Annotated in this window: 24 protein-coding genes; 16 read left to right on the forward strand and 8 right to left on the reverse strand. The window is 55.2% G+C overall.

The window, feature by feature from the left end:
• Positions 1-5 precede the first annotated feature (5 nt).
• From mreD to ATG98_RS01790, 3 genes are read right to left on the reverse strand one after another with little or no spacing between them, the layout of a single operon-like run.
• On the reverse strand, positions 6-482 hold the full coding sequence (gene mreD, locus ATG98_RS01780; protein WP_098419249.1) for a rod shape-determining protein MreD: 477 nt from the start codon (positions 480-482) through the stop codon (positions 6-8).
• Positions 482-1,372 (reverse strand): rod shape-determining protein MreC, encoded by an 891-nt coding sequence (mreC, locus tag ATG98_RS01785; RefSeq protein ID WP_098419250.1) that lies wholly within the window; start codon positions 1,370-1,372, stop codon positions 482-484. Before mreC ends, mreD begins: the two co-directional genes overlap by 1 nt.
• A 35-nt stretch (positions 1,373-1,407) precedes the next feature.
• Positions 1,408-2,448 (reverse strand): rod shape-determining protein, encoded by a 1,041-nt coding sequence (locus ATG98_RS01790; RefSeq protein WP_098421705.1) that lies wholly within the window; start codon positions 2,446-2,448, stop codon positions 1,408-1,410.
• A gap of 268 nt (positions 2,449-2,716) precedes the next feature.
• Here ATG98_RS01790 and ATG98_RS01795 point away from each other — a divergent pair, with 268 nt between their 5' ends.
• The 5 genes from ATG98_RS01795 to gatB all read left to right on the forward strand — a co-directional run bounded on the left by ATG98_RS01795 (position 2,717) and on the right by gatB (position 6,768).
• Positions 2,717-2,863, forward strand: a complete 147-nt coding sequence (locus tag ATG98_RS01795) for an entericidin A/B family lipoprotein (RefSeq protein WP_098419251.1) — start codon at positions 2,717-2,719, stop codon at positions 2,861-2,863.
• A 20-nt stretch (positions 2,864-2,883) separates the two neighbouring features.
• The gene (locus ATG98_RS01800; RefSeq protein ID WP_098419252.1) at positions 2,884-3,195 is read left to right on the forward strand and encodes a hypothetical protein; all 312 of its coding nucleotides are present in this window, start codon (positions 2,884-2,886) and stop codon (positions 3,193-3,195) included.
• Positions 3,196-3,493: 298 nt separating this feature from the next.
• Entirely contained in the window at positions 3,494-3,781 is a 288-nt protein-coding gene (gatC, locus tag ATG98_RS01805; RefSeq protein WP_098421995.1) for an Asp-tRNA(Asn)/Glu-tRNA(Gln) amidotransferase subunit GatC, read from the forward strand.
• Between the two features lie 47 nt (positions 3,782-3,828).
• Positions 3,829-5,286 (forward strand): Asp-tRNA(Asn)/Glu-tRNA(Gln) amidotransferase subunit GatA, encoded by a 1,458-nt coding sequence (gene gatA, locus ATG98_RS01810; RefSeq protein WP_098421996.1) that lies wholly within the window; start codon positions 3,829-3,831, stop codon positions 5,284-5,286.
• 21 nt (positions 5,287-5,307) lie between these two features.
• Positions 5,308-6,768 (forward strand): Asp-tRNA(Asn)/Glu-tRNA(Gln) amidotransferase subunit GatB, encoded by a 1,461-nt coding sequence (gatB, locus tag ATG98_RS01815; protein ID WP_098421997.1) that lies wholly within the window; start codon positions 5,308-5,310, stop codon positions 6,766-6,768.
• 19 nt (positions 6,769-6,787) lie between these two features.
• Here gatB and ATG98_RS01820 read toward each other — a convergent pair whose 3' ends face one another.
• Positions 6,788-7,738 (reverse strand): LysR family transcriptional regulator, encoded by a 951-nt coding sequence (locus ATG98_RS01820; protein WP_098421998.1) that lies wholly within the window; start codon positions 7,736-7,738, stop codon positions 6,788-6,790.
• 155 nt (positions 7,739-7,893) lie between these two features.
• On the opposite strand from ATG98_RS01820, the gene ATG98_RS01825 reads away from it, so the two are divergent.
• Complete coding sequence (locus ATG98_RS01825; protein ID WP_098421999.1) at positions 7,894-9,309, forward strand: acetyl-CoA carboxylase biotin carboxylase subunit; 1,416 nt, start codon at positions 7,894-7,896, stop codon at positions 9,307-9,309.
• 19 nt (positions 9,310-9,328) lie between these two features.
• A complete protein-coding gene (gene oadA / locus ATG98_RS01830; RefSeq protein WP_098419257.1) occupies positions 9,329-11,134 on the forward strand; it encodes a sodium-extruding oxaloacetate decarboxylase subunit alpha in 1,806 nt (601 codons plus the stop codon).
• A 79-nt stretch (positions 11,135-11,213) separates the two neighbouring features.
• On the opposite strand, the gene rimO is transcribed toward oadA, so the two are convergent.
• Positions 11,214-12,557, reverse strand: coding sequence for a 30S ribosomal protein S12 methylthiotransferase RimO (rimO, locus tag ATG98_RS01835; protein WP_098419258.1), 1,344 nt, complete (start codon positions 12,555-12,557; stop codon positions 11,214-11,216).
• A gap of 237 nt (positions 12,558-12,794) precedes the next feature.
• On the opposite strand from rimO, the gene ATG98_RS01840 reads away from it, so the two are divergent.
• From ATG98_RS01840 to ATG98_RS01855, 4 genes are all read left to right on the forward strand, one after another.
• Positions 12,795-13,202 carry a PilZ domain-containing protein gene (locus ATG98_RS01840; RefSeq protein ID WP_098419259.1) on the forward strand — a complete coding sequence of 136 codons (408 nt, stop codon included), beginning with the start codon at positions 12,795-12,797 and terminating at the stop codon, positions 13,200-13,202.
• A gap of 99 nt (positions 13,203-13,301) precedes the next feature.
• Positions 13,302-14,327, forward strand: coding sequence for a nucleoid-associated protein (locus tag ATG98_RS01845; protein ID WP_098422000.1), 1,026 nt, complete (start codon positions 13,302-13,304; stop codon positions 14,325-14,327).
• A gap of 282 nt (positions 14,328-14,609) precedes the next feature.
• Entirely contained in the window at positions 14,610-14,888 is a 279-nt protein-coding gene (locus ATG98_RS01850) for a hypothetical protein (RefSeq protein WP_098422001.1), read from the forward strand.
• Positions 14,885-16,513 (forward strand): NAD(P)/FAD-dependent oxidoreductase, encoded by a 1,629-nt coding sequence (locus ATG98_RS01855; protein WP_098422002.1) that lies wholly within the window; start codon positions 14,885-14,887, stop codon positions 16,511-16,513. The genes ATG98_RS01850 and ATG98_RS01855 overlap by 4 nt, the downstream gene beginning before the upstream one ends.
• Positions 16,514-16,737: 224 nt before the next feature.
• Here the strand turns inward: ATG98_RS01855 and ATG98_RS01860 are convergent, their stop codons facing one another.
• Genes ATG98_RS01860 through ATG98_RS01870 form a run of 3 tightly spaced genes read right to left on the reverse strand, consistent with a single transcriptional unit; the run spans position 16,738 to position 18,804 of the window.
• Positions 16,738-17,355, reverse strand: coding sequence for a TPM domain-containing protein (locus ATG98_RS01860; protein ID WP_098419263.1), 618 nt, complete (start codon positions 17,353-17,355; stop codon positions 16,738-16,740).
• Between the two features lie 54 nt (positions 17,356-17,409).
• A complete protein-coding gene (locus ATG98_RS01865; protein WP_098419264.1) occupies positions 17,410-18,186 on the reverse strand; it encodes a TPM domain-containing protein in 777 nt (258 codons plus the stop codon).
• Positions 18,187-18,804 (reverse strand): LemA family protein, encoded by a 618-nt coding sequence (locus ATG98_RS01870; protein WP_098419265.1) that lies wholly within the window; start codon positions 18,802-18,804, stop codon positions 18,187-18,189.
• 251 nt (positions 18,805-19,055) lie between these two features.
• Here ATG98_RS01870 and miaB point away from each other — a divergent pair, with 251 nt between their 5' ends.
• From miaB to lnt, 5 genes are all read left to right on the forward strand, one after another.
• A complete protein-coding gene (gene miaB, locus ATG98_RS01875) occupies positions 19,056-20,402 on the forward strand; it encodes a tRNA (N6-isopentenyl adenosine(37)-C2)-methylthiotransferase MiaB (RefSeq protein WP_098422003.1) in 1,347 nt (448 codons plus the stop codon).
• 80 nt (positions 20,403-20,482) lie between these two features.
• Positions 20,483-21,478, forward strand: a complete 996-nt coding sequence (locus ATG98_RS01880; RefSeq protein ID WP_098422004.1) for a PhoH family protein — start codon at positions 20,483-20,485, stop codon at positions 21,476-21,478.
• Entirely contained in the window at positions 21,475-21,951 is a 477-nt protein-coding gene (gene ybeY, locus ATG98_RS01885) for an rRNA maturation RNase YbeY (protein WP_098422005.1), read from the forward strand. Before ATG98_RS01880 ends, ybeY begins: the two co-directional genes overlap by 4 nt.
• A complete protein-coding gene (locus tag ATG98_RS01890; RefSeq protein WP_098422006.1) occupies positions 21,948-22,799 on the forward strand; it encodes an HlyC/CorC family transporter in 852 nt (283 codons plus the stop codon). The genes ybeY and ATG98_RS01890 overlap by 4 nt, the downstream gene beginning before the upstream one ends.
• Complete coding sequence (lnt, locus tag ATG98_RS01895) at positions 22,800-24,362, forward strand: apolipoprotein N-acyltransferase (protein WP_098422007.1); 1,563 nt, start codon at positions 22,800-22,802, stop codon at positions 24,360-24,362.
• Positions 24,363-24,365 lie beyond the last annotated feature (3 nt).

Consider the following 24,365-nt stretch of genomic DNA (forward strand, 5'->3'; position numbering starts at 1 on the left):
CGAGCTTAGCCCAGTCGGCGGTTTATATTGTCCAGCACCAGGCTCAAAAAGGGCCAGACCACCGCGCTGGTCAGCGCCGGCCACAAATACCCGAAACCGGTATTGTCTGCCCCCAGAGACTGCTTGATAACGTGCACCAGCATCTGATTAATCCCCAGCAGCAGAAACACAATGGCGCACTGTTGCGGCAGTGGGTACATACGCAGGCGCTGGTGTATGGTCAGAACCAGAAACGCCACAACCGCCATGGCCATGGCGTTCACACCCAGCGGCGTTGATTCCAGTACATCCAGCAGCAGACCCAGAGCGGCAGCGAGGAAAACGCCAAACTGCGCAGGCGCACGCACTGTCCAGTAAAACACCATTAACGCCAACCATTCGGGGCGAAACTCCAGCCACCCGGAAGGCACCGGAGCAATGCTCAACGTCAGCGCCAACAGCACCGACAGAGCAAACACCGGGTAACTGATCACCGACAGCATCAGCGTTCCTTCTGCAAACGATCAACCACGCTGGTGCTGCCTTTCGCAGGCTCAAGCTGATTTTCAGCACGTTGGTTATCGGGGACAAGAGCTTGAAACACAACCAGCAACATACGGCTCTGATTGAGCGTGGCGGTGGGTGTGGCCTCAATGGTAATAAACGGTTCGCCGGGTTCCTTGCTGATGCGGCTCACTTCAGCGACCGGGTAACCGCGAGGGAAACGCCCGCCCAGGCCGGAACTCACCAGTAGATCACCTTCACGAATGTTAGCGGTATCCGGAACGTGCACCAGTTCAAGGCTGTTCGCTTTGCCGGTGCCCAGCAAAATAGCCCGCAGGCCATTGCGCACCACTTCTACCGGCACCGCATGGCTGCTGTCAGATACCAACAAAACGCGAGCGGTTATCTGGCTGACCTGAATCACCTGCCCCATCAGGCCGCCGGCGTCCAATATGGCCTGGCCTTCGTGAACACCGTCGCTGCGGCCTTTATTGATAACCAGTTCATGGGAAAACGGGTCGGGCGACACGCTCACAACTTCGCTGACAATAACGCGGTCGTCAAGCACTTCGGAGGAGTTCATCAGGCGGCGCAGTTCATTATTTTCGGAGGCCAGAGCGGCATATTTCAGAGCCCGACGTTCCAGAATCAGCAGCCGCGCCTGCAGTTCGTCGTTGTCACGCTTGAGGTCATCTTTGTTGACGAACAAACTGGCCGCCCAATCAGAAAATTGAGTGGGCGCGTTGCCCAGCCAGTAGACCGGTGTCAACCCCGTGGCCAGCGTGCTGCGCACCACTGTCAGCCTGTCAAAGCGCGCATCAGCAACAATCAGCGCCAGCGCCAGCACCACAACCAACAGCAGCCGGAATCCCGGAATCGGTCCCTGCACGAATATGGTTTTAATAGCTTATTCTCCCCACGGGATCAGACCTCTGGGGAGAACATTCCAATGCCACCGCGGTCAATCACTTCCAACGCCTTGCCACCACCACGGGCAACACAGGTCAAAGGATCTTCGGCGATGATCACCGGTAGGCCGGTTTCTTCGCTAATCAGTTTGTCCAGCCCCCGCAACAAGGCGCCGCCGCCGGTCAGCACAATGCCGCGTTCGGCAATATCAGATGCCAGTTCCGGTGGCGCCTGTTCCAGAGCACTTTTAACGGTCTGGACAATTTGCGCCAGGGACTCTTGCAGAGCATCTAGAATTTCTTCGCTGTTTAGCGTGAACGCCCGCGGCACACCTTCAGCCAGATTGCGGCCACGCACGTCAATTTCACGAACTTCCAAACCTTCGTAGGCGCAGCCGATTTCATGCTTGATGCGCTCCGCGGTGGATTCACCAATCAGGCTGCCGTAGTTACGACGCACATAAGTGGCAATAGCTTCATCAAACTTGTCACCGCCTACCCGCACCGAGTCTGCATAAACAATGCCGTTCAAAGAAATAATGGCAATTTCAGAGGTGCCGCCGCCGATATCCACAATCATTGAGCCGCTGGCTTCTTCCACGGGAAGGCCGGCACCGATGGCTGCCGCCATAGGCTCTTCTATCAGGAACACTTCGCGCGCACCCGCACCCATAGCCGACTCGCGAATAGCCTTGCGTTCGACTTGAGTGGATTTGCTGGGCACGCACACCAAAACTCGGGGGCTGGGAGTAATAAAGCTGTTTTCATGCACTTTATGAATAAAATGCTGAAGCATTTTTTCAGTCACCACAAAGTCGGCGATTACGCCGTCTTTCATGGGGCGAATGGCGCTGATGTTACCCGGGGTACGGCCCAGCATACGCTTGGCCTCCGCGCCGACGGCAGCCACCATTTTCTGCGAGTTATGGGTACGAATGGCAACAACGGAAGGCTCATTCAGCACAATGCCGCGACCGCGCACGTAAATAAGAGTGTTTGCGGTGCCCAGATCAATGGACAGATCGCTGGAAAATAATCCTCGGAGTCTTTTAATCAACATTCGTGTAGTTTCAACCTAAGAGTGGCGGCTGCGAAAAGATGCGGCAACTTTAGCAGCGCCCCCCCGCACAGGCAAGGCGCAGCCTTCGCAAAAGCAAATGACCTGCCCGAGCATGAACAAAACGTCATGCATTTACGGGGCCAAAATGCCGCTTTGTGCGACTTGCCGTTTGACGAAAGTCAGCAACTAGACTTTGATTAGACTGAAAATAGCTAACACCAACGCCTTGGCTGGGCGGATTAACCCGCAATAGTGGAGACTTACTATGAAAATTCTCAACGCCTCAATTTTATTGATGGTTCTGGCGCTTGCCGGCGGTTTGTCCGGCTGCAACACCACCGCGGGCGTGGGTCAAGACATTGAAGCTGCCGGTGGTGCGATTGAAGGCGCAGCTGAAGACGCCAGTAATTAAGCATCCGGGATCCGCGGAAAATGTGGCAATGGCGTGGCGCCTATCGATTATTCTGGCGCTGGCTATTGCCGCTGGCCCATTTCCGGCTGCGTTTCGACCCGGCTCCGGCGGCTCTGTTGACCACAATCTCAGGCAAGTACCCGGAAGCGAACTCAGAAGCAGGCTCGCAATCCAAGAACATCAGCCCGATCACACCAACAGCCCTACCCCTGACTCCAGCCGATGAAGCGCTCAATGTGGCCCCGGACACCCACATACCCAAGCAGGTGCGAGAGGAGCGCAACGACGCCACCTCGGAAGACCTGCTGGACGATGCCAGGCCCGTTAAATAAACCTTGAGCTGCTCGTTTAAAGCACCGATCCAAAGTCAGCAGAGTGCCCCGTAACTCTCCCGCAAAGCCCTTAATCTGTTACTATGACGGCCTTATTGCCAAACTCAGATAGAGCGGGTGATGGCTGGGCTTTTCAAAACTGTGCGGAGCCATGGATGGCGGAGCCCAAGCGCCCCATGGATGGGCTTGAGCGTGTTTTGAAAAGCCCAGCCCTCACCCGCTCTTAACTCCCAACTGAAAAATAAGGCAGTGGCTGTCGAATAACCCCACTAGCCCAATGCAAAGAACCGGAGTCAACGTGACCATTTCCCGCGCAGACATTGAAAAAGTCGCCGTGCTGGCCCGTATCCGTCTTGATGACGAACAGATACCCGCACTGGAAAACGACCTGAGCAACATCCTCAGCCTGGTTGACCAACTCAGCGCCGCCAACACCGACAACGTAGAGCCTCTGGCCCATCCACTGGATGCGGTACAGCGCCTGCGCGCCGACGAAGTCACCGAAAGCAACCAGCGCGAAGCCTTTCAGGCCATAGCTCCGGTCACCGAGAGCGGCTTCTATCTCGTACCCCGAGTGATTGAGTGAATAAAGGGAATCGAGTGATCTGACGAACTATCCCATCAGGATTGAACATGCATAACAAATCCGTAGCAGAGCTTTCCCGCGAACTGGAAAGCGGCAAGATTTCAAGCGTGGAACTGACCCGTGAGTTCCTCGATCGCATCAAAACCGAAGACGGCCAATACAACAGCTTTATAACCATCACCGAAGACCTTGCCATGGCCGATGCCAAAGCCGCTGACGAACAGCGCGCGGCCGGCAATGCCAGCGTCTGGACAGGTGTGCCCTTTGCCCACAAAGACATTTTCTGCACCAACGGCGTGACCACCACCGCCGGGTCGAAAATGCTGGCGGATTTTGTACCGCCCTACGACGCCACAATTGTTGCCAACTTTCGCGCTGCCGGTGCCGTGTGCCTGGGCAAAACCAATATGGACGAGTTCGCTATGGGCTCTTCTAACGAATCCAGCTTTTTTGGCCCGGTTACCAACCCCTGGGGCATGAGTAAGGGCGAGAAGCGCGTACCCGGTGGCTCCTCCGGTGGTTCCGCTGCAGCTATCGCCGCGCGCTTGGTGCCGGCTGCCACCGCCACCGACACCGGCGGCTCCATTCGCCAACCGGCAGCGCTGTGTGGCGTGACAGGCCTGAAACCCACCTATGGCCGGGTGTCGCGCTACGGCATGATCGCTTTCGCCTCTAGCCTGGACCAGGGCGGCACCATGGCGCGCACCGCCGAAGACAACGCGCTGATGTTGAATATAATGGCCGGGTTTGACCCAAAAGACTCTACGTCTGCTGATCGCGCCGTGCCGGATTACACCACAACTCTGAACCAGCCTTTAAAAGGCCTGCGCGTGGGCCTGCCAAAAGAGTATTTCTCCGATAAGCTCAACGCCGCCATGGAGCAGCAGGTGCGCAACGCGGTGAAGGAATACGAAAAGCTGGGCGCCACAGTGAAAGAAGTGTCCCTGCCCCACGCCGAACTGGCTATTGCCGCCTATTACGTCATCGCTCCGGCCGAGGCTTCCGCCAACCTGTCGCGCTTTGACGGCGTGCGTTACGGCTATCGCTGCGACAATCCGCAGGATCTGAACGACCTGTACACCCGCACCCGTGCCGAAGGCTTTGGCAGCGAAGTTAAGCGCCGCATCCTGGTAGGCACCTATGCCCTGTCCGCCGGCTATTTTGACGCCTACTATTTAAAAGCACAGAAAGTACGTCGTCTGATTCAGCAGGATTTCATCAACGCGTTCAGAGAAGTGGACGTACTGATGAGCCCGGTGTCACCGTCGCCCGCCTTTGTCCAAGGCGAGAAAACCAGCGACCCGGTAACCATGTACCTGGAAGACATATTCACTATCGCAGTCAATCTTGCGGGCGTTCCGGCGATGTCGGTACCGGCCGGTTTTGTCGACGGTTTGCCGGTGGGCCTGCAGATAATCGGCAATTATTTTGAAGAAGCCCGTCTGCTGAACGCAGCCCATCAGTTCCAGCAGGTTACCGGCTGGCACCAGAAATTTCCCCAGTAAGCCTGAAACAGGAGAACCGTTATGCAGTGGGATATTGTGATCGGGCTGGAAATACACGCTCAGCTTGCCACCAAAACCAAGATTTTTTCCGGCTCTAGCACCGCCTTCGGCGCCGAGCCCAACACCCAGGCCAGCGCGGTCGACCTGGCCATGCCCGGAACCTTACCGGTGCCCAACGAGCAGGCCTTCCGCTACGCAGTGATGTTTGGCCTGGCGGTAAACGCCGAAATTGGCCGGCGCTCGGTGTTCGACCGCAAAAACTACTTTTACCCGGATTTGCCCAAGGGCTATCAGACCACGCAGTTGGACCACCCTATTGTGGGCCCAGGCTTCGTGGACGTTGATTTAGCCGGTGGCCGCAGCAAACGCGTTCGCATCCACCACGCACACCTGGAAGAAGATGCCGGCAAATCCCTTCATGAGGGTTTTCAAGGCATGACCGGTATCGACCTAAACCGCGCCGGCACTCCGCTGATCGAAATTGTTACCGAGCCGGATATGAACAGCGCGGAAGAAGCCGTCGCTTTCGCCAAAAAACTGCACAGCCTGGTGTCGTCTCTGGGCATCTGCGATGGCGATATGAGCCAGGGCTCGCTGCGCTTTGACGTGAATATTTCACTCAAACCCAAAGGCTCTGACACCCTGGGCACCCGCACCGAAACCAAAAACCTGAACTCTTTCCGCTTTATGGAGCAGGCCATCGCCCACGAAGTGGAACGGCAGATGGACATTCTGGAAGACGGTGGCCGCATCGTTCAGGAAACCCGCCTGTACAACGGCGATCGCGACGAATCGCGCTCTATGCGTAGCAAAGAAGAAGCCAATGATTACCGCTACTTCCCCTGCCCTGATCTGCTGCCGGTGGTGATCGATGAAGCCTTTATCGAAAGTGCGCGCATTCTGTTACCAGAACTGCCGGATGCCCGCAAAGCACGCTTCAAAGAGCAATATAGCCTGAACGACTACGACGCCAGCCTGTTGAGCGACGACGCTCGCCTGTCAGCATTTTTTGAAGACACCGCCGCTCACTGCAAAGACCCCAAGCTGGCAGCAAACTGGGTATTGGGCGAGTTCCTGGCGCGCCTGAACGCAGACAACAAAACCGTTGCGCAGGCACCGATAAGCGGCACACAGCTGGGCCAGCTTGTCGCGCGCATTGCAGACAATACCGTGTCGTCGTCAGGCGCAAAAAAGGTGTTCGAAGCACTGTGGAATGGCGACGGCGGCTCTAAAGTTAATGCGGCTGACGCCATCATAGAAGCCCAAGGTCTGAAACAGGTGTCAGACACCGGCGCTCTGGAAGCCATTGTGGATGAAGTACTGGCTGGCATGCCCGAGCAGATTGCCCAGTACCAGGAAGCCGACGAGAAAAAGCGAAAGAAGCTGATGGGCGGTTTTATGGGGCCGCTAATGAAAGCCTCAAAAGGCCAGGGTAACCCGCGCCTGTTCACCGAAATTCTGCAAAGAAAACTCAACGGCTAAAGTGACGCCTCAGGCGCTTCTATTGCCCGGAGCGCCTGAGGAACAACTGCTCAAACCGGCGGATATTCTGCTGCACATAATCAATAAACGCCCGCATGGCCGGGGTTGGGTGGCGCGCCTGCGGGTACACCACGCACCAGCTGCGCCTGAGCGGAAACCCGGCAATATTCACAATGCTCAGGCTGCCCAGGGCCAACTCGGACAGCACCCCCAGCTTCGGCAAAACAGCCACTCCCAAGCCTGCCAGCACCGCATGCTTTACCGCGTCGTTAGAGCCAAGCTCCATACTTGGAATCGCCCGCAAACGCTGATTCTGGCAGTGCAGCTCCAGCGCCAGGCGGCTGCCCGAGCCGCTCTCACGCACCAGCAAACCGCTGTCCAGAAACGCCTGGGCGCTCACGCTCGCCTGATTAAGCAACGGATGCCCCCGCGGCACCACCGGCACCAGCTCGTTGTCCAGAAATGGCAAAGAGGTCAGTGGCCGCTCCGCCGGCACCATGCCCATAATCACCAGGTCGTCGGCGTTGTCATTCAGCCTTTGCAGCGCCGTTGCCCGGTTCACCACCGACACCGACACGGTGACCTGTGGGTTTAGCTGCAAAAAAGCCCCCAACATATATGGCACCACATATTGCGCCGTATTTACCGCCACCAGCCGTAACTCCCCGGCCACCTGCCCTTCCAGCGCCGCCAAACTATTCTGCACCTGCTCCAGGGCGGCAAACACCAAACGCACACATTTCGCCATTTCCTCTCCGGCGGCGGTGCAATACAGCTTGCGCCCAACGTATTCAAACATCGGCAACCCCAGTGCCTGCTCCAGATGCCGCACCTGGCTGCTGATGGCCGGCTGCGTTAATCCCAACAACTCCCCTGCCTTGCTGTAGCTTTTCAAATCGTAAACCGCCTTGAACACCTGAAGCTGGCGAAAGGTCAGACGACTGGCGAGATTCTGAATGCTTAATGGCATGGAGTGGGGCCTTCCTGAATCGACTTATAAGAGATTACTTATACTTAAACAAAATAATATCAATTTTTACTGAAGAGTCGAGAGCGCTAATCTTTTTAAATGCGCCATTCGGGTGTTATTACTTTCATTAGGGACGAAGAAATGAGGAATCCCCCATGTTGAAGAAAGTACTCATCGCTAACCGCGGCGAAATTGCCGTCCGCATTGTGCGGGCCTGCGCGGAAATGGACATACGCTCAGTCGCCATCTACACCGAGCCAGACCGTTACGGCCTGCACGTAAAGCGCGCCGACGAAGCCTATTCTTTGGGCGAAGACCCATTGGCGGGCTATCTGGACCCAGCCCGCATCGTTAACCTTGCGGTAGAGACCGGCTGCGACGCCATTCACCCCGGTTACGGCTTTTTATCAGAAAACGCCAACTTTGCGCGCTTGTGCGAACAAAAAGGCGTGGCGTTTATCGGCCCAAAATCCGACGTTGTTCACAAAATGGGCGATAAAACCCAAGCTCGCGACAGCATGCGCGCCGCTGGCATACCCATCACCCCCGGCTCTGACGGCAATCTTGCAGATCTGGAGGAAGCCTTGAAACTGGCCAACGAGATTGGCTACCCGGTCATGGTGAAAGCCACCTCCGGCGGCGGCGGCCGGGGTATTCGCCGCTGCGACACCCCCCAGGAACTGACCGCCCAGTACCCGCGCGTCATTTCTGAGGCCACCAAGGCCTTTGGCTCTGCCGAAGTGTTTATGGAAAAATGCATTGTGAATCCGCGCCACATTGAGGTGCAGATACTGGCGGACAGCCACGGCAACGTTATTCACCTGTTCGAACGCGATTGTTCGATACAGCGACGTAACCAAAAACTGATTGAAATCGCACCCAGCCCGCAGCTTACGCCGGAACAACGACAGTACATTGGCGCCCTGGCCGTGCGGGCGGCCGAAGCCGTGGGCTACGAAAACGCCGGCACCGTGGAATTTTTGCTCGCCGGCAACGAAGTGCACTTCATGGAAATGAACACCCGGGTGCAGGTGGAACACACCATCACCGAGGCTATTACCGGTGTGGATATTGTGCGCGAGCAGCTTCGTATAGCCGCCGGCCTGCCCCTGAGTTATCGCCAGGAAGACATTCAGTTCCGCGGCTATGCGCTGCAATTTCGCATCAACGCGGAAGATCCGAAAAACGACTTTTTACCCAGCTTTGGCCGCATTACCCATTACTACGCACCCGGCGGCCCCGGCGTTCGAGTGGATACCGCCATCTACACCGGCTACGAAATTCCTCCCTACTACGATTCCATGTGCCTGAAGCTGGTGGTGTGGGCTCTGACCTGGGACGAAGTCATCGCCCGCGGCAAACGCGCCCTGGACGACATGCGCCTGCACGGCATCAAAACCACGGCCCAATATTACCAGCAGATTCTGGCGCATCCGGATTTTCGCGCTGGCAACTTTGACACCAGTTTTGTGCCCAGCCACCCGGAACTTTTGAAATATTCCACCAAATGCCATCCCAGTGCCATTGCGCTCGCCATTGCCGCCACCATCGCCGCGCACTCAGGCTGGTAATCCGCAGGAGAACAAGATCATGAGCCAAGCAAAACGAATTGAAGTAACCGACCTGATTCTGCGTGACGCGCACCAATCGCTGATTGCCACCCGCATGCGCACCGAAGACATGTTACCCATCTGCGGCAAACTGGACCAGGTAGGCTATTGGTCGCTGGAAGTCTGGGGCGGTGCCACCTTTGACGCCTGCGTGCGGTTTCTGAAAGAAGACCCTTGGGAGCGCCTGCGCCAGCTGCGCGACGCCCTGCCCAACACACGTCTGCAAATGCTGTTACGGGGCCAGAATCTGCTGGGCTATCGCCATTACGCGGACGACGTGGTCGAGGCCTTTGTGCAAAAAGCCGCTGACAACGGCGTCGACGTGTTTCGAGTGTTTGACGCCCTGAACGATCTGCGCAACATTGAAGTCGCCATGAAAGCGGTGAAAAAAGCCGGCAAGCACGCCCAGGGCACCATCTGCTACACCACCAGCCCGGTGCACACCGCAGAATTGTTCGTGCAGCAAGCCAAAGATATGCAAGCCATGGGCGCCGACTCCATCGCCATCAAGGATATGGCGGGACTGCTGACGCCTTACGGCACCTACGATCTGGTCAAAGCCATCAAGGCGAAAGTGGATCTGCCGCTGGTGATCCACAGCCACTCCACTTCTGGCCTGGCGCCTCTGTGCCAGCTCAAAGCCATTGAAGCCGGCGTAGACCGCATGGATACGGCCATTTCTTCGTTCGCCTCGGGCACCAGTCATCCGGCAACCGAATCCCAGGTGGCCGCGCTGAAAGGCACCGATTACGACACCGGCCTGGATTTGAATCTGCTGAGCGAAATCGCCGATTACTTCCGCGAAGTCCGCAAGAAGTACCAGCAGTTCGAAAGCGAGTTCACCCGCGAAGATGTATCGGTTCAGATTAATCAGGTGCCCGGCGGCATGATGTCCAACCTGGCCAACCAGCTCAAAGAACAGAATGCGCTGGACCGTATCCGCGAAGTGTTCGACGAAATTCCGCGGGTACGGGAAGACCTTGGTTTTCCGCCACTGGTTACGCCCACCTCACAGATTGTCGGTACCCAAGCGGTATACAACGTACTGGCCGGCCAGCGCTATAAAACCATCACCAACGAAGTAAAACGCTACCTGCAGGGTGGCTATGGTCGGCCGCCAGCGCCGGTGAACGCCGACCTGCGCAAAAAAGCCATTGGCAATAAAACCGTTGACGAAGGCCGCCCGGCCGATCACATCAGACCCGAAATGGACAAGCTGCGCAAAGACATTGGCGAACTGGCGCTCAACGAGGAAGACGTACTCACCTTCGCCATGTTCCCTGACCTTGGCCGCGAATTCCTGCAACAACGCAAAGACGGCACACTGGTACCGGAGGCCCTGTTGCCACCGGAAACAAGATCCCGTGATCGCCTGGTTACCGGTGTTGCCACTGAATTCCGCATTGAAGTGCACGGTGAAAGCTACGAAGTGGCCGTTACCGGCTCCGGCGAGTCGGGTGTGGGCAAGCGTAAGCTGTACCTCTCGCTCGATGGTATGCCGGAAGAAGTGGTGTTTGAATCCCTCAACGACTACGTGGCCGAAAACAGCAGCGGCCGTAAAAAGGCGTCCGCGCCCGGCCACGTCAGCACCGCCATGCCCGGCAATGTGGTCGAGGTTTTGGTGAAGGAAGGCGACACGGTGAGTGCCGGCCAAGCCGTACTGATCACCGAAGCGATGAAGATGGAAACCGAGGTGCACGCTGATATTGACGGCAAAATCGCGGCAATTTACGTCACGAAAGGCGACCGGGTAACCCCGGGTGAAATGCTGATCGACATTGTCTGATCGGCGCAAGATTTGGTTTGGATAAAAGCAAAAAGCCGCCCCTGAGATCAGAGGCGGCTTTTTTGGTTTCAATAAACGATCAGACCAGAGTCGCCCAAAGGTCATGCTCGTCAGCGTGCTCAACCACCGCCTGAACAATCTGCCCGGGCACCAAACCCGTGGCGTCATTCAGATACACCATGCCATCAATCTCTGGCGCGTCGGCTTTTGACCGCCCGATGGCGCCCTCTTCGTCTACTTCGTCAATCAGCACGTCAATGGTGGTGCCGATTTTCGCCTGCAAACGGGCGGCTGAAATTTCGGCCTGCTTGGTCATAAACCGCTCCAAGCGTTCTTCTTTGATATCTTCCGGCACGGCGCCTTCAATCTCGTTAGCCTTGGCTCCTTCAACCGCGCTGTAGGTGAATGCGCCCACGCGGTCCAGTTGCGCCTGGTCCAGCCAGTCCAACAGGTATTGAAAATCTTCTTCGGTTTCACCGGGGAAGCCCACAATAAAGGTGGAGCGAATGGTGAGTTCAGGGCAGATTTCCCGCCATTTACGAATGCGGTCCAGGGTTTTGCTGTCGTGTGCCGGGCGCTTCATGGCTTTCAGCACTTTCGGGCTGGCGTGCTGGAACGGAATGTCCAGATACGGAAGGATTTTTCCTTCGGCCATCAACGGAATAATATCGTCCACATGGGGATACGGGTACACATAGTGCAGGCGCACCCAAACGCCCATTTCGCCCAAGGCTTCGCACAGCGACTGCATTTTGGTTTTCAGCGGGCGCCCCTGCCAGAAACCGGTGCGGTACTTGGTGTCTACGCCGTAGGCCGAGGTGTCTTGGGAAATCACCAACAGCTCTTTAACGCCGGCGTCAACCAGCCGCTGGGCTTCGTCCATCACATCGCCAATGGGGCGGCTAACCAGGTCGCCACGCATAGACGGAATAATGCAGAAGGTGCAGCGATGATTGCAGCCTTCGGAGATTTTCAGGTAAGCGTAGTGCCGCGGCGTCAGTTTGATACCTTGGGGCGGCACCAGATCAGTAAACGGATCGTGCTTGCGGGTGGGCGGCACAAACTGGTGTACCGCACCGACCACTTCTTCATAGGCATGGGGGCCGGATACCGCCAGCACGCCGGGATGGGTTTCGCGGATTTTGTCTGCTTCCACGCCCATACAGCCGGTAACGATGACTTTGCCATTTTCATTGATGGCCTCGCCAATAGCGTCCAGTGACTCCTGTTTTGCCGCATCAATAAAACCGCAGGTGTTCACCACTACAATATCGGCGTCTTTATAGGTTGGCACTACGTCATACCCGTCCAACCTTAGCTGGGTAAGAATACGCTCGGAGTCTACCAGGGCCTTGGGGCAACCCAGACTGATAAAGCCAACTTTGCCGTTACTGGCCTTTGTGTTTTCGGTCTTTTCTATCATAGAGCGGTTCGTAGTTCCTGGTGCCGAGCGTATCAACGCAAATAAATGTAACCAGTATTTTACACCAGACGAGCGCGCCGCTACAGCAAAAGCCGAAACCTGTTCCATCTACAATGGATCATTCCAAGTGAAAATTTGTGAACATCCATCCGTAAAAAAGCGAATAATCTGCCACACTGTGAAACAAACGAATTTTAACCATATAATCATCAGACTGATTGAGCCCGACCACTGCCTATGAAATTCACATCTGCACAACCAAATCTACGCGATCAGCAACGGGTTGACGTTAAGGCCGATATCGTTCTTGAAAAGCCAGATGGTTGCCAGTGCAGTTGCACAACGACAAACTTGTCGCGTTCAGGTGTGATGGTATCGTGCAATCAATCGACGGCGAACCTTCTGGCGCAGGGCAACCGGGCGCTGGCGCCGGGAAACCCCATACCGGTGAAAGCCCGTTTTTCCGTGCCCATGCAACCGGCACAGCCGGTAATTATCGCCGCAGGTAATATTGTGCATTTTCGACGAATTGCCCAAGACCAGTTTCAGGTTGGCATTCAATTTGAAGAATTTGAAGGCGGTGGATGCGCTTGTGTTGACCACTATGTACGCAGTCTTCTTAATGATCGCGGCAAATCTGCCTGAAAGCCCCGAACTCCCCGCCAAAACCATTACAATACCCGGCCGCCTGAGCTGCAATCAGACTCGGCATTACTCGTTCACCAATCAGGGACCCGCTATTCCATGGCAATCAAATATCTTCGCACTGCTTTCGCCAGCCAATATCAGCCGGGGCAACCTGCACGCTTGCGCAGCGGCGAAGCTCTGGAAGAGCCCGGTGGCGATTACGAAAGCCTGCACAAGCAAATGAAACGCTTGTTCAACGCCAAACCCGGAAAGAAATTTGGCCGTTTCTCTGACGATATCGGCGAAAGCCCCTTCAGTAGCTGGCTGAAAGATTATCTGGAAGGCAAACAGGGCTTTGCGGCCATGAGCAGCCGGCTGTTCGATCAATGGCAGGAACTGCTCAGCGGCTGTCAGGAAGAGCATCACGGCCATTTGATGCTGGTGCACGAGGCCCTGGCGGATACAGAGGTTGCGTACTTGCTGGTTATAGAAGCAGACAGCGCCATGCGATTTGATGGCAACCAGGCGTTAGACGCCACCGACATTCTCAGCCTTTCACGGTTGAACCTGGCGCTGCGGATCGAGCTTACCGACTGGCAGCGTGATGGCGATGCCAGCAGCGACAGCAACTATCTGACGCTGGTACACGCCCGCGGCACCGCTGAGCCGGGTGAGCTGTTTATTCGCCTGTGCGGTTTTACCAATCAGGTAGATGTAGAAAAAGAGACCCTGACGTTTCTGGACGCGGTGGAAGCTTTCGCAAAAAACGAGCAGCCGGATAAAGCCGGCGAAGTGCGCAGCCGCGCCTATGAGTTCTGCAAGGAGCAGCACGCTCTGGGAGAGCCGGTGGCCATCGAGGCGTTATCGGGTTATCTGGATGAAGACCAACCTGAGCGTTTTCGCGAGTTCGCCAGTAAAACGACTGAGTTGCCGGAAAGCGGCGTGCTGCATCCGGATCATCGTAAGGTGAAGAAGCTGGTGCGGATTGGGGGATCGGGTGGTGGTATGAGCGTGTCGTTTTCTTCGGACTTGATGAATCAGGCGGTTTATTATGATCGCGACAAGGATTCTTTGACGATTACTCGTTTGCCTAAGGTTTTGCGGGAGCAGTTGCAGCGTTATCTTGATACTCGCGAGGAGTAAATTGGTTTGGTTTGGGTTGGGTTGGGTGGCTGAATCTTGGGGCTGAGCTTTGGTGGCTGGCCACGCGGCGGGGGGAGTCTTTTCTTATGGAAAAAGAACTCGCTGCGCTCAGACACCTTTTTCCTGCCAGAAAAGACTCCCCCCACCCCGCGACCGACTTAACCTTATAATTACGACCCCATAAATTTTAAAACTGATTAGATCGACTTTTATCTTTTTTAGGGAATTGGCCTGTTTCACTTATACTTATTTCTTTGAGCTGTTTATCAGCGGGCTTTTATTATGAATATCGATAAGGCAAAAAAGCGGATCGCGAAGCTGATAAAGAAGGGCTTTGATGGCTATCCGTTGATTTCGTTGGAATACTTTGGAGAGACGTCGGGTTCCGCTACGAAAGTCGTTATTTCATTTGTTGCGGAGGAGAACGCAGAGCCTCAGAAGCAGGCATTCTCGAGCGATACTGACGCACGGAAAGACGAAGCGATTCAATCGACCCTGGTGAAGATTATTGAGCGATCTGACGTTAGAACGGTGATTGAAGTTGAGGGTGTTTCAAAATGATACGGCTGACGAATATTCAACTGGCGCTTGATCACGATGATCAGGCGATGACCAGCGCTGTATTGGATCGTTTATCAATCACGGCTGAAGATCTGGTCAGCGTTCGCGTGCATAAGCGCGGATACGATGCTCGTAAAAAAACCAATATCGTGCTTATTTACACGCTCGATGTTGAGACAACACAAAACGAATCCCTGATCGAAAAATTTTCTGAACATCAGTTGGTTAAAGAAACTCCGGATATGAGCTACCAGTTCGTAGCGAACGCCCCGGCAGATTTACAGGAACGCCCGGTTGTCATCGGTTTTGGGCCCTGTGGTCTGTTGGCCGGATTGGTGCTGGCGCAGATGGGCTATAAGCCCATTATTCTGGATCGCGGCAAAGAGGTGCGTGAGCGTACGAAAGACACCTTTGGTTTTTGGCGCAAGAAAATTCTTAATACCGAATCCAATGTGCAGTTTGGGGAAGGCGGGGCCGGAACGTTTTCTGACGGCAAGCTGTACAGCCAGGTAAAAGACCCGAATCACTACGGTCGTAAGGTATTAACCGAGTTTGTGGCGTCCGGAGCACCGGACGAGATCATGTTTGTCAGCAAGCCGCACATCGGCACTTTTCGGCTGGTCACCATGGTTGAGCAGATTCGCGCGAAAATTATTGAGCTGGGCGGCGAGATACGGTTCAGCGCCCGCGTTGATAACGTGCAGGTCGAAAACGGCCAGATGACCGGTGTGGTTCTGGCCGATAACGAAGTGATCAAGTCTCGGCACATCGCTTTGGCGATTGGCCACAGTGCCCGCGATACTTTTCAGATGCTCTACGATAACAATGTGTATATCGAAGCCAAGCCGTTTTCTGTTGGCTTCCGCATCGAGCACCCGCAATCTGTCATTGATAAGGCGCGTTTTGGCAAAAATGTGGGCAACCCGATTCTGGGTGCAGCTGACTACAAGCTGGTTCATCACTGTAAGAGCGGCCGCTCTGTTTACAGCTTTTGTATGTGCCCAGGTGGCACAGTGGTAGCTGCCGCATCGGAAGAGCATGGCGTGGTGACCAATGGTATGAGCCAGTATTCACGTGCAGAGCGTAATGCCAACAGTGCGATTGTGGTGGGCATTGACCCGTCAGATTACCCGGGCAATCCATTGGCAGGGATCGATTTTCAGCGCGCACTCGAACGTAATGCCTACGTGTTAGGTGGCTCCAACTACGATGCGCCGGCGCAGAAAGTCGGTAACTTTTTAAAAGGAACGTCCTCCGAGACGGTCGGCAGTGTAGTGCCCTCTTTCCAGCCCGGCATCAAACTGACCGACTTGTCGAAAGCTCTGCCTGATTTTTGCATCGAGGCTATCCGCGAGGCCATTCCGGTTTTCAACAGGAAAATTAAAGGCTTTGCATTGGAAGATGCGCTATTAACCGGTGTAGAGACCCGGACCTCTGCGCCAATTTGCATCAAGCGCGGTAAAGATTTCCAGAGCATCAACACCCAGGGTTTGTACCCCGCCGGTGAAGGCGCGGGCTATGCCGGTGGCATTCTGTCGGCGGCCATAGACGGCATTAAAGTTGCCGAGGCTATGGCGCTTAGTATCAACAGCAGGCATCAAGAGTCTGCGTCAAAATACACTTGAAAGACTGAGCAGGTTTATCTTTCTGAACATTGGAGCTAGGCATTGAGGCTGGCCCCGCGGCGGGGGGAGTATTTTCTTATGGAAAAAGAACTCGCTGCGCTCAGACACCTTTTTCCTGCCAGAAAAGACTCCCCCCACCCCGTGGCCGATCAAGCACTGAGCTGCCGCTTTAATCTTTTTTTCATTAATGCTTAAAGTCAAGCCAAAGTCTTTCAAACAAAAAGCTAAGACAATATCACCAGATGATTTGGCAGTTCATTTTTCTGATGGGTGGCTGGCACGTGAGCTTTCAGGTGCGTTCCGCAAGCTTCTATACAGGTGACAAAGCCCGCCAGGGTTTTGCCCTGTTTCACCTGCTCAGTGAAATCCGCAACGATGGCTTCCCAGGCGCTGTTGTCTATTTTGCTGGAAATGCCCTGATCCACCAAAATTTCGACGTAACGCTCGGCTTCAGAGACGAAAATCAGCATGCCCGTAGCGCCGGCTGTGTGGTGCAGGTTCTGTTCCAGAAACTGGCGTCGGGCCAGGTTTGAGGCGCGCCAGTAGCGCACGGAGCGGGGGATCAGTCGCCTATTTATGCCGGGTATCCGGAATATAAGACTGAGCACTATAAACACGCCCCACTGGCCAAGCAGCAACGTGTCTGCGGTCAGCCAGCCAGCAAAGTAGTTGACGATGCCAGGCGCCACAAGCGCAATCAGTCCGGCCCAAAGTAGCGGGATATAGGCGTAGTTATCGGCTTGTGCCGTCAGCACGGTTACTATCTCCGCGTCTGTTTCCTGCTCGACGGCGCTGATGGCGGCCGCGACCTGTTCCTGTTCTTGCTTGGTTAATAATGTCATGGGGTATCGCTTTTAAAGGGTTTGAGGGCGGTCTTGGTGATGCTTGCCGTGTATTTACCAGCCACCGGAGGCACCTCCGCCACCGAAGCCACCGCCTCCGCCGCCAAAGCCACCACCACCAAAACCGCCGCCTCCACGGCCGCCCATGCTGGCACCCAAGAGCGCGCCCCCTAAGAGCGCTGCGCCACTGCGCCCGCCACGACCGCGACCACCACCCACGAAGTAAATCACGGCCATAATGATCAGAAACAGCAGCGATACGAGGGACAGTTCCGGTTTTTCCTGACCAACGCCGGGTGTCTGGTCCGGCACGGCCAATGGCTCGCCTCCCAGAACTTGCACCATGGCGGCAGCGCCGTCGAGAACACCCTGCTCGAACCGCCCCTGCTTAAACGCAGGCGTTATAATCTGGTTTATAATGGTGGCCGAAGTCGCATCGGTAAGGCGCCCCTCCAAGCCATAGCCCACTTCTATCCGAATCTTGCGTTCCTGCTCGGCAATAATAAGCAAGGCGCCATTGTCATCGCCTTTCTGGCCAATGCCCCAATGCCGGCCCAGCTGATAACCATAGTCTTCTATGGCGTAGCCCTGCAGGTCAGGCACTGTGACCACCACGACCTGTTCTGTGGTTCCCTGTTCGTGGGCCTGCAGCATCTGGGTGATCTGGGATTCGGTGGACGGGCTCAGTATTTCAGCCTTGTCCACTACCCGACCACTCAGCTCCGGGAATACCGGCGCAGATTGAGCCGGAGCAGCTGTCACCGGCAAAACGATCAGGGCAAGCAACGCCGCGACGAAGCGGCACAAAGAATATCGAGAAGGAAACTGCATTTAAAACGTCACCTTGGGTGCTTCTTCGGCGTTTTCTGCGGTAGCTTTGAAGTTTTCACGCCGCTCCAGATCGCTATAAAGAATGCTGTGCCAGATCTTTCCGGGGAAGGTGCGAATTTCGGTGTTGAAACGTTCGACCGACTGAATAAAGTCGCGCCGGGCCACTGCTATCCGATTTTCGGTCCCTTCGAGCTGCGATTGCAACACGAGGAAGTTCTGGTTGGATTTCAAGTCCGGGTAACGTTCGGACACAGCCATCAATCGACTCAATGCGCTGCTAAGCTCGCCCTGCGCTTGTTGAAATTGCTGAAGCTTCTCGGGATTGTTCAGAATGCTTTCATCTACCTGAATGGAGGTTGCCTTGGAACGTGCCTCGATAACGGCCGTCAAGGTCTCTTTTTCCTGGGCAGCAAAGCCTTTGACAGTTTCCACCAGGTTAGGTATCAGATCGGCCCGGCGCTGATACTGATTTTCAACCTGTGACCAAGCAGCCTTAACGTTTTCGTCATAGGTGGGAATGTTGTTAATGCCGCAGCCGGTTAGCAGGAGCGCCAGCATCAGCAGCGCCGTCAGTTGCCACACTGAGCGTATGGGTGTATCGACTGGCCTTGTTTGCATAGTATCGGGAGTCTCTGGAGATGGACGAGGCGCTTGAGCTGGGGCCGCGAATACTGAAGAGGATCTCACATTCAGCCATTTCAAAACAGCCCGGCGGTTTCTGTGATTCTTACAGATTATCGAGACAAGGCTGGTTGCGGAATGATCGCCCCGTTATAATGCGTAGTTGCTCTTTTCAGAATGTTTCCGAAAGCTTCTTGTCCGAAAATCCTGACTGCGGGCACCCAATACATCCAGTTGCGTTGAGACCCATGGCCAAAAAGTTATTCATTAAAACCCACGGCTGCCAGATGAATGAATACGATTCATCCCGCATGGCTGATCTGTTAAAAGTCGGTGAAGCGGTTGAAATGACCGACAGCCCGGAAGACGCTGATATTCTATTGTTGAATACCTGCTCCATTCGTGAAAAGGCCCAGGAAAAGGTGTTTCACCAGTTGGGTCGCTGGAAAAATCTCAAAAAGAACAAGCCGGGGCTGATCATCGGCGTTGGCGGTTGCGTGGCCAGTCAGGAAGGCCAGGCAATTATTGATCGCGCGCCGTTTGTGGATATGGTTTTCGGCCCGCAAACCCTTCACCGTCTGCCGGATATGATTACCGAAGTTCGGGTTAAGGGTAACGGCGTTGGCGTGGTGGACGTCAGCTTCCCGGAAATTGAAAAATTCGACAACCTGCCAGACCCCGGCGCCAATGGCCCGTCTGCGTTTGTGTCGATTATGGAAGGCTGCAGCAAGTACTGCACATTTTGCGTGGTGCCCTACACCCGCGGCGAAGAGGTCAGCCGGCCGGCGGACGATGTGATTGCGGAAGTGGCGCATTTGGCCTCACAGAACGTGCGCGAGATTAACCTTCTGGGCCAGAACGTAAACGCCTACCGTGGCGACACCCACGATGGTGATGTGATGGATTTGGCGGAGCTGATCACGCTGATCGCCACCATTGACGGCATCGACCGCATTCGCTACACCACCTCGCACCCGGTGGAGTTCACTGATGCGTTGATTGACGTGTACGAGCAAGTACCGGAACTGGTTAGCCACCTGCACTTGCCTGTTCAAAGCGGCTCTGATCGCATACTCTCGGCCATGAAGCGCGGTCATACGGCACTCGAGTACAAATCCAAACTTCGCCGCCTGCGCAAAATCCGGCCGGACGTCAGTTTTTCTTCGGACTTCATCATTGGTTTTCCCGGTGAAACCGAGAAAGATTTTGAAGACACTATGAAGCTGATCAACGACATTGGTTTTGATATGTCGTTCAGCTTCGTTTACAGCGCCCGCCCCGGCACTCCGGCGTCAGATTTGCCGGATGATACGGAGATGGTGGTGAAGAAGCAGCGTCTGAAGATTCTGCAGGATCGTATCAACCAGACGGTTATGGATATCAGCCGCAAGATGGTGGGTACAACTCAGCGCATTTTGGTAACCGGGCTGTCGAAGAAGGATCCGGGCGAGTTTTCAGGGCGCACGGAGAACAACCGCATCGTCAATTTCCGCCATGAGAATCCGGCGGTCATCGGGCACTTTATCGATGTTGAGATTGTAGAGGCTTATTCGAACTCTTTGCGCGGTTTGCCGGTGAATTCTGAATTGTACTGATAGAATTCACCCATCACCGATAGCAGCAAAATCTAAAGACACTCCCCTGCTAAACGACAAGGGAGTAAAACGGAGAGCACTTGGACACCAACGATTCCAGACAATTTGATTTGTACCCAATTGATCAGCGCCGTTTAACGACCCTTTGCGGCCAGTTTGACGAAAACCTGAAACAGGTTGAGCGTCGCCTGCAGGTTTCTATTAGCCGCCGAGGGCACCACTTCCGCGTTCAAGGTGCGACCGAAAATGTGGCAGCCGCCACTGAGGTTGTGCGGCACATGTATCGGGAAACAGAAGCCACCGAGGATCTGACGCCAGAGACCGTGCATCTGTATATTCGCGAAACCGGGTTTGAGCGGTTGCCAGAAGAGGTGCCGTTTGACGGTTCAGTCACCATTATCAAAACCCCAAAGCTGACGGCTAAACCCCGCGGTGCCAACCAGCAGCGCTATGTGCACAATATTCGCACCCACGACATTAACTTTGGCATTGGGCCCGCAGGCACGGGTAAAACCTGGCTGGCGGTGGCCTGTGCGGTGGAAGCATTAAAAGACGAGCAAGTCAAACGCATTCTGCTGGTGCGCCCGGCGGTGGAAGCCGGTGAAAAATTGGGTTTCCTGCCCGGCGATCTGGCACAGAAGGTTGACCCATACCTGCGCCCGCTGTACGACGCTCTCTATGAGATGCTGGGCTTCGAACACGTAACGCGCCTGATTGAAAAAAGCGTGATCGAGATTGCACCGCTGGCGTTTATGCGCGGACGCACACTGAACAACTCGTTCATCATTCTGGACGAAAGCCAAAACACCACTCGCGAACAGATGAAGATGTTTCTGACCCGCATCGGCTTTGGCTCCACCGCAGTGATTACCGGCGATACCACGCAAATTGACCTGCCCCGCGGCCAGAATTCAGGATTAATTCACGCCGCCACGGTGCTGAATAACGTCGCCGGGATAAGTTTTATTCGTTTTGAATCCAAAGACGTGGTTCGCCACCCGCTGGTTCAGCGTATCGTTGAAGCTTACGGTGCTATTAACGATGGCAACGATCGCAACGACGGCAACGAGCGGTGAACATCGTCACACTAGACTTACAGTTAGCCAGCGACGCGGTGAACATCCCGCCAGAAGACCTACTGCTGCAATGGTCGCAGCTGGCCTGGCAGGGCGATGAGCCAACCGAAGTGACCATTCGTATCGTTAATGAATTTGAAATGCAGACGCTGAATTGTCAGTACCGCGGAAAAGACAAACCGACGAACGTCTTGTCCTTTCCATTTGAAGCGCCCGCCGGTATAAACATTCCATTAGCGGGTGATCTGGTTATTTGTGCTCCAGTAGTTGCACAAGAAGCCCGGGAACAGTACAAAGACACTCACGCCCATTGGGCGCACATGGTTATTCACGGCATGCTGCATCTGCAGAGCTACGACCACATCGACGATAACGAGGCAGAGGAAATGGAAGGCCTCGAGATACGTCTGCTGTCGCAGATCGGCATTGCCAATCCTTACGACCACGCAGAGGTAACCGAAAAAGACTCATGAGCGATGATCACTCGAGTCGCAGCCAGGGTAGCAATAACAAATCTTGGCTGGAGCGTATATCACAGGCCTTTTCTAGCGGGCCAGAATCTGTAGAAGACGTGCTGGAAATTCTGCGCGATGCCGAAGCCCAGGAAATCATTGACACCGATGCCATGAGCATCATCGAAGGTGCGATGCAGGTTCTGGACATGCGCGTTGAAGAAATCATGATTCCTCGCTCGCAAATGATTACGGTGAAAGCCAACCAGGACCCCCGTGAATTCCTGGGTGAAATCATCTCCTCCGCCCACAGCCGCTTTCCGGTGATTGGCGACAACCCGGATGACGTCATTGGCGTGCTGCTGGCCAAAGACCTGTTGCCACTGGCGATGGATGGCGAGCTGGACTGGAATCATATCCGCGAAATTCTGCGACCGCCCAATTTTGTGCCCGAGAGCAAGCGTTTGAACCAGCTGCTCAAGGAATTTAAAGAAAATCGTAACCATATGGCGATGGTGGTCAACGAGTACGGCGGTACCGCCGGGCTGGTCACCATTGAGGACGTTCTGGAGCAGATTGTGGGCGAGATCGAAGACGAGCACGACTTCGACGAAGAAACCCACATCAAAGCCCACGGCGATGATAGCTGGGCGGTGAAAGCCGTAACCCCCATTGATGACTTTAACGAAGCCTTCAGCGCCAGTTTCGACGAAGAAGAATTTGACACCATTGGCGGCCTGGTTCTCAAAGAATTCGGACACCTGCCAAGGCGCGGTGAAAAGGTTGAATTCGGTGGCTTGCGCTTTACCATCGCCAACGCCGACAACCGTGTTATTCGCTTATTACAGGTTACCCGCAGTGAGTTGTAAGTGAACCACAGTAGCAACCAACGCCCCGCCAGCATTCCCTCTGCCGTCACCCGCTCACTGTCAGCCAACCGCTGGCTGGGAGCCGTGCTGCTGTTGATTGCCGGCGGGCTGCAAACCCTGACCTTTGCGCCCTACTATTTATGGTGGCTGGGGCCGGTTTCCATACTGCTAATTCTGTTGGTATGCGTACCTGTGGCTTCCGCCCAGTTGTTCCGCGCCGGCTGGCTCACCGGTTTGGGGTTATTCGCCAGCGGCGCCAGTTGGGTGTACGTCAGTATCGATCAGTACGGTAACACCGGTCGGTTGATTGCCATTGTTATGACGGTTCTGTTTGTGGCTGGATTAGCTCTGATTCATGGCTTGGCATTCTGGTTCTGGGGCAAGCTGGCCCGTTACAGCGCGGTGCGTCGGCTTTTGCTTTTTCCGGCTATCTGGCTGCTGGGCGACTGGGTACGGGGCTGGCTGCTCACAGGCTTTCCCTGGCTGTACCTGGGCACCGCGCACACCGACGGGCCGCTGGCCGGGTTAGCGCCCATAGGCGGAGTACATCTGGTTACTCTCGCCATAATAACCACCGCCGTTGCCGCCTATGGCGCGCTCTGGCTGATACTGCAGGCGCGACATACGTTTGCTGCCACCGTGGTGGTCGCGGGGCTATTGCCTTGGCTGATCGCCCCTGCCCTGAATCGCACAGACTGGACGAGCCTGGCACAAGAGCCCATATCGGTGGCCGCCATGCAGGGCAATATTCCCCAGCAGATTAAGTGGGATCCGGAGTTTCTGAAAGAGCAGATTGTAGCGTATCTGGGCATGACCGAAGACCACTGGAACACCGACATTATTTTATGGCCAGAAACCGCCATTCCTATCTCCCAGGATAAAGCCGGCAAAATCATTGACCATATTAACGAACGCCTGGGCGAAACCAGCACACTGATCACCGGCATACCCTGGTACGGCTTCAGCGAGCGTTCGGAAGGCTTTACTTACCACAACAGTATTACCGCGCTGGGCGCAGGCGAAGGCATTTATCACAAACAGAAACTGGTGCCATTTGGCGAGTACGTGCCGCTGGAGAAATATCTGCGCGGGCTGATCGGTTTTTTTGATTTGCCTATGTCCAGCTTTACGCCAGGCCCAAAAAACCAATCGGCTCTGACGGCTAATGGGCTGCGGATAATGCCGTTTATCTGCTACGAAGTGGCCTATCCGGATTTTCTGGCGCGCAACGCGTACAACACCGATCTTCTGCTGACCATCAGCAACGACGGCTGGTTTGGTGATTCCATCGGGCCGTTGCAGCACCTGCAACTGGCCCGAATGCGAGCCTTGGAAACCGGCCGCTATATGCTGCGCGGCACCAACAACGGCGTCACCGCGATCATCAATAATAAAGGCCAGATAACCGAACGCATTCCTCAGTTCGAGCGCGCCGTTATGACCGGCGAGGTCTACCGTGCAAGCGGCAGTACGCCTTACATGGTGACGTCATCCTGGCCGGTGCTGACATTTGCGCTCATCCTGATCGTTTTTGTACGCGAGCGAGTTATACCAAAGCCCTAGGGC

The organism is Marinobacter sp. LV10R520-4, assembly GCF_002563815.1.
Lineage (GTDB): Bacteria > Pseudomonadota > Gammaproteobacteria > Pseudomonadales > Oleiphilaceae > Marinobacter.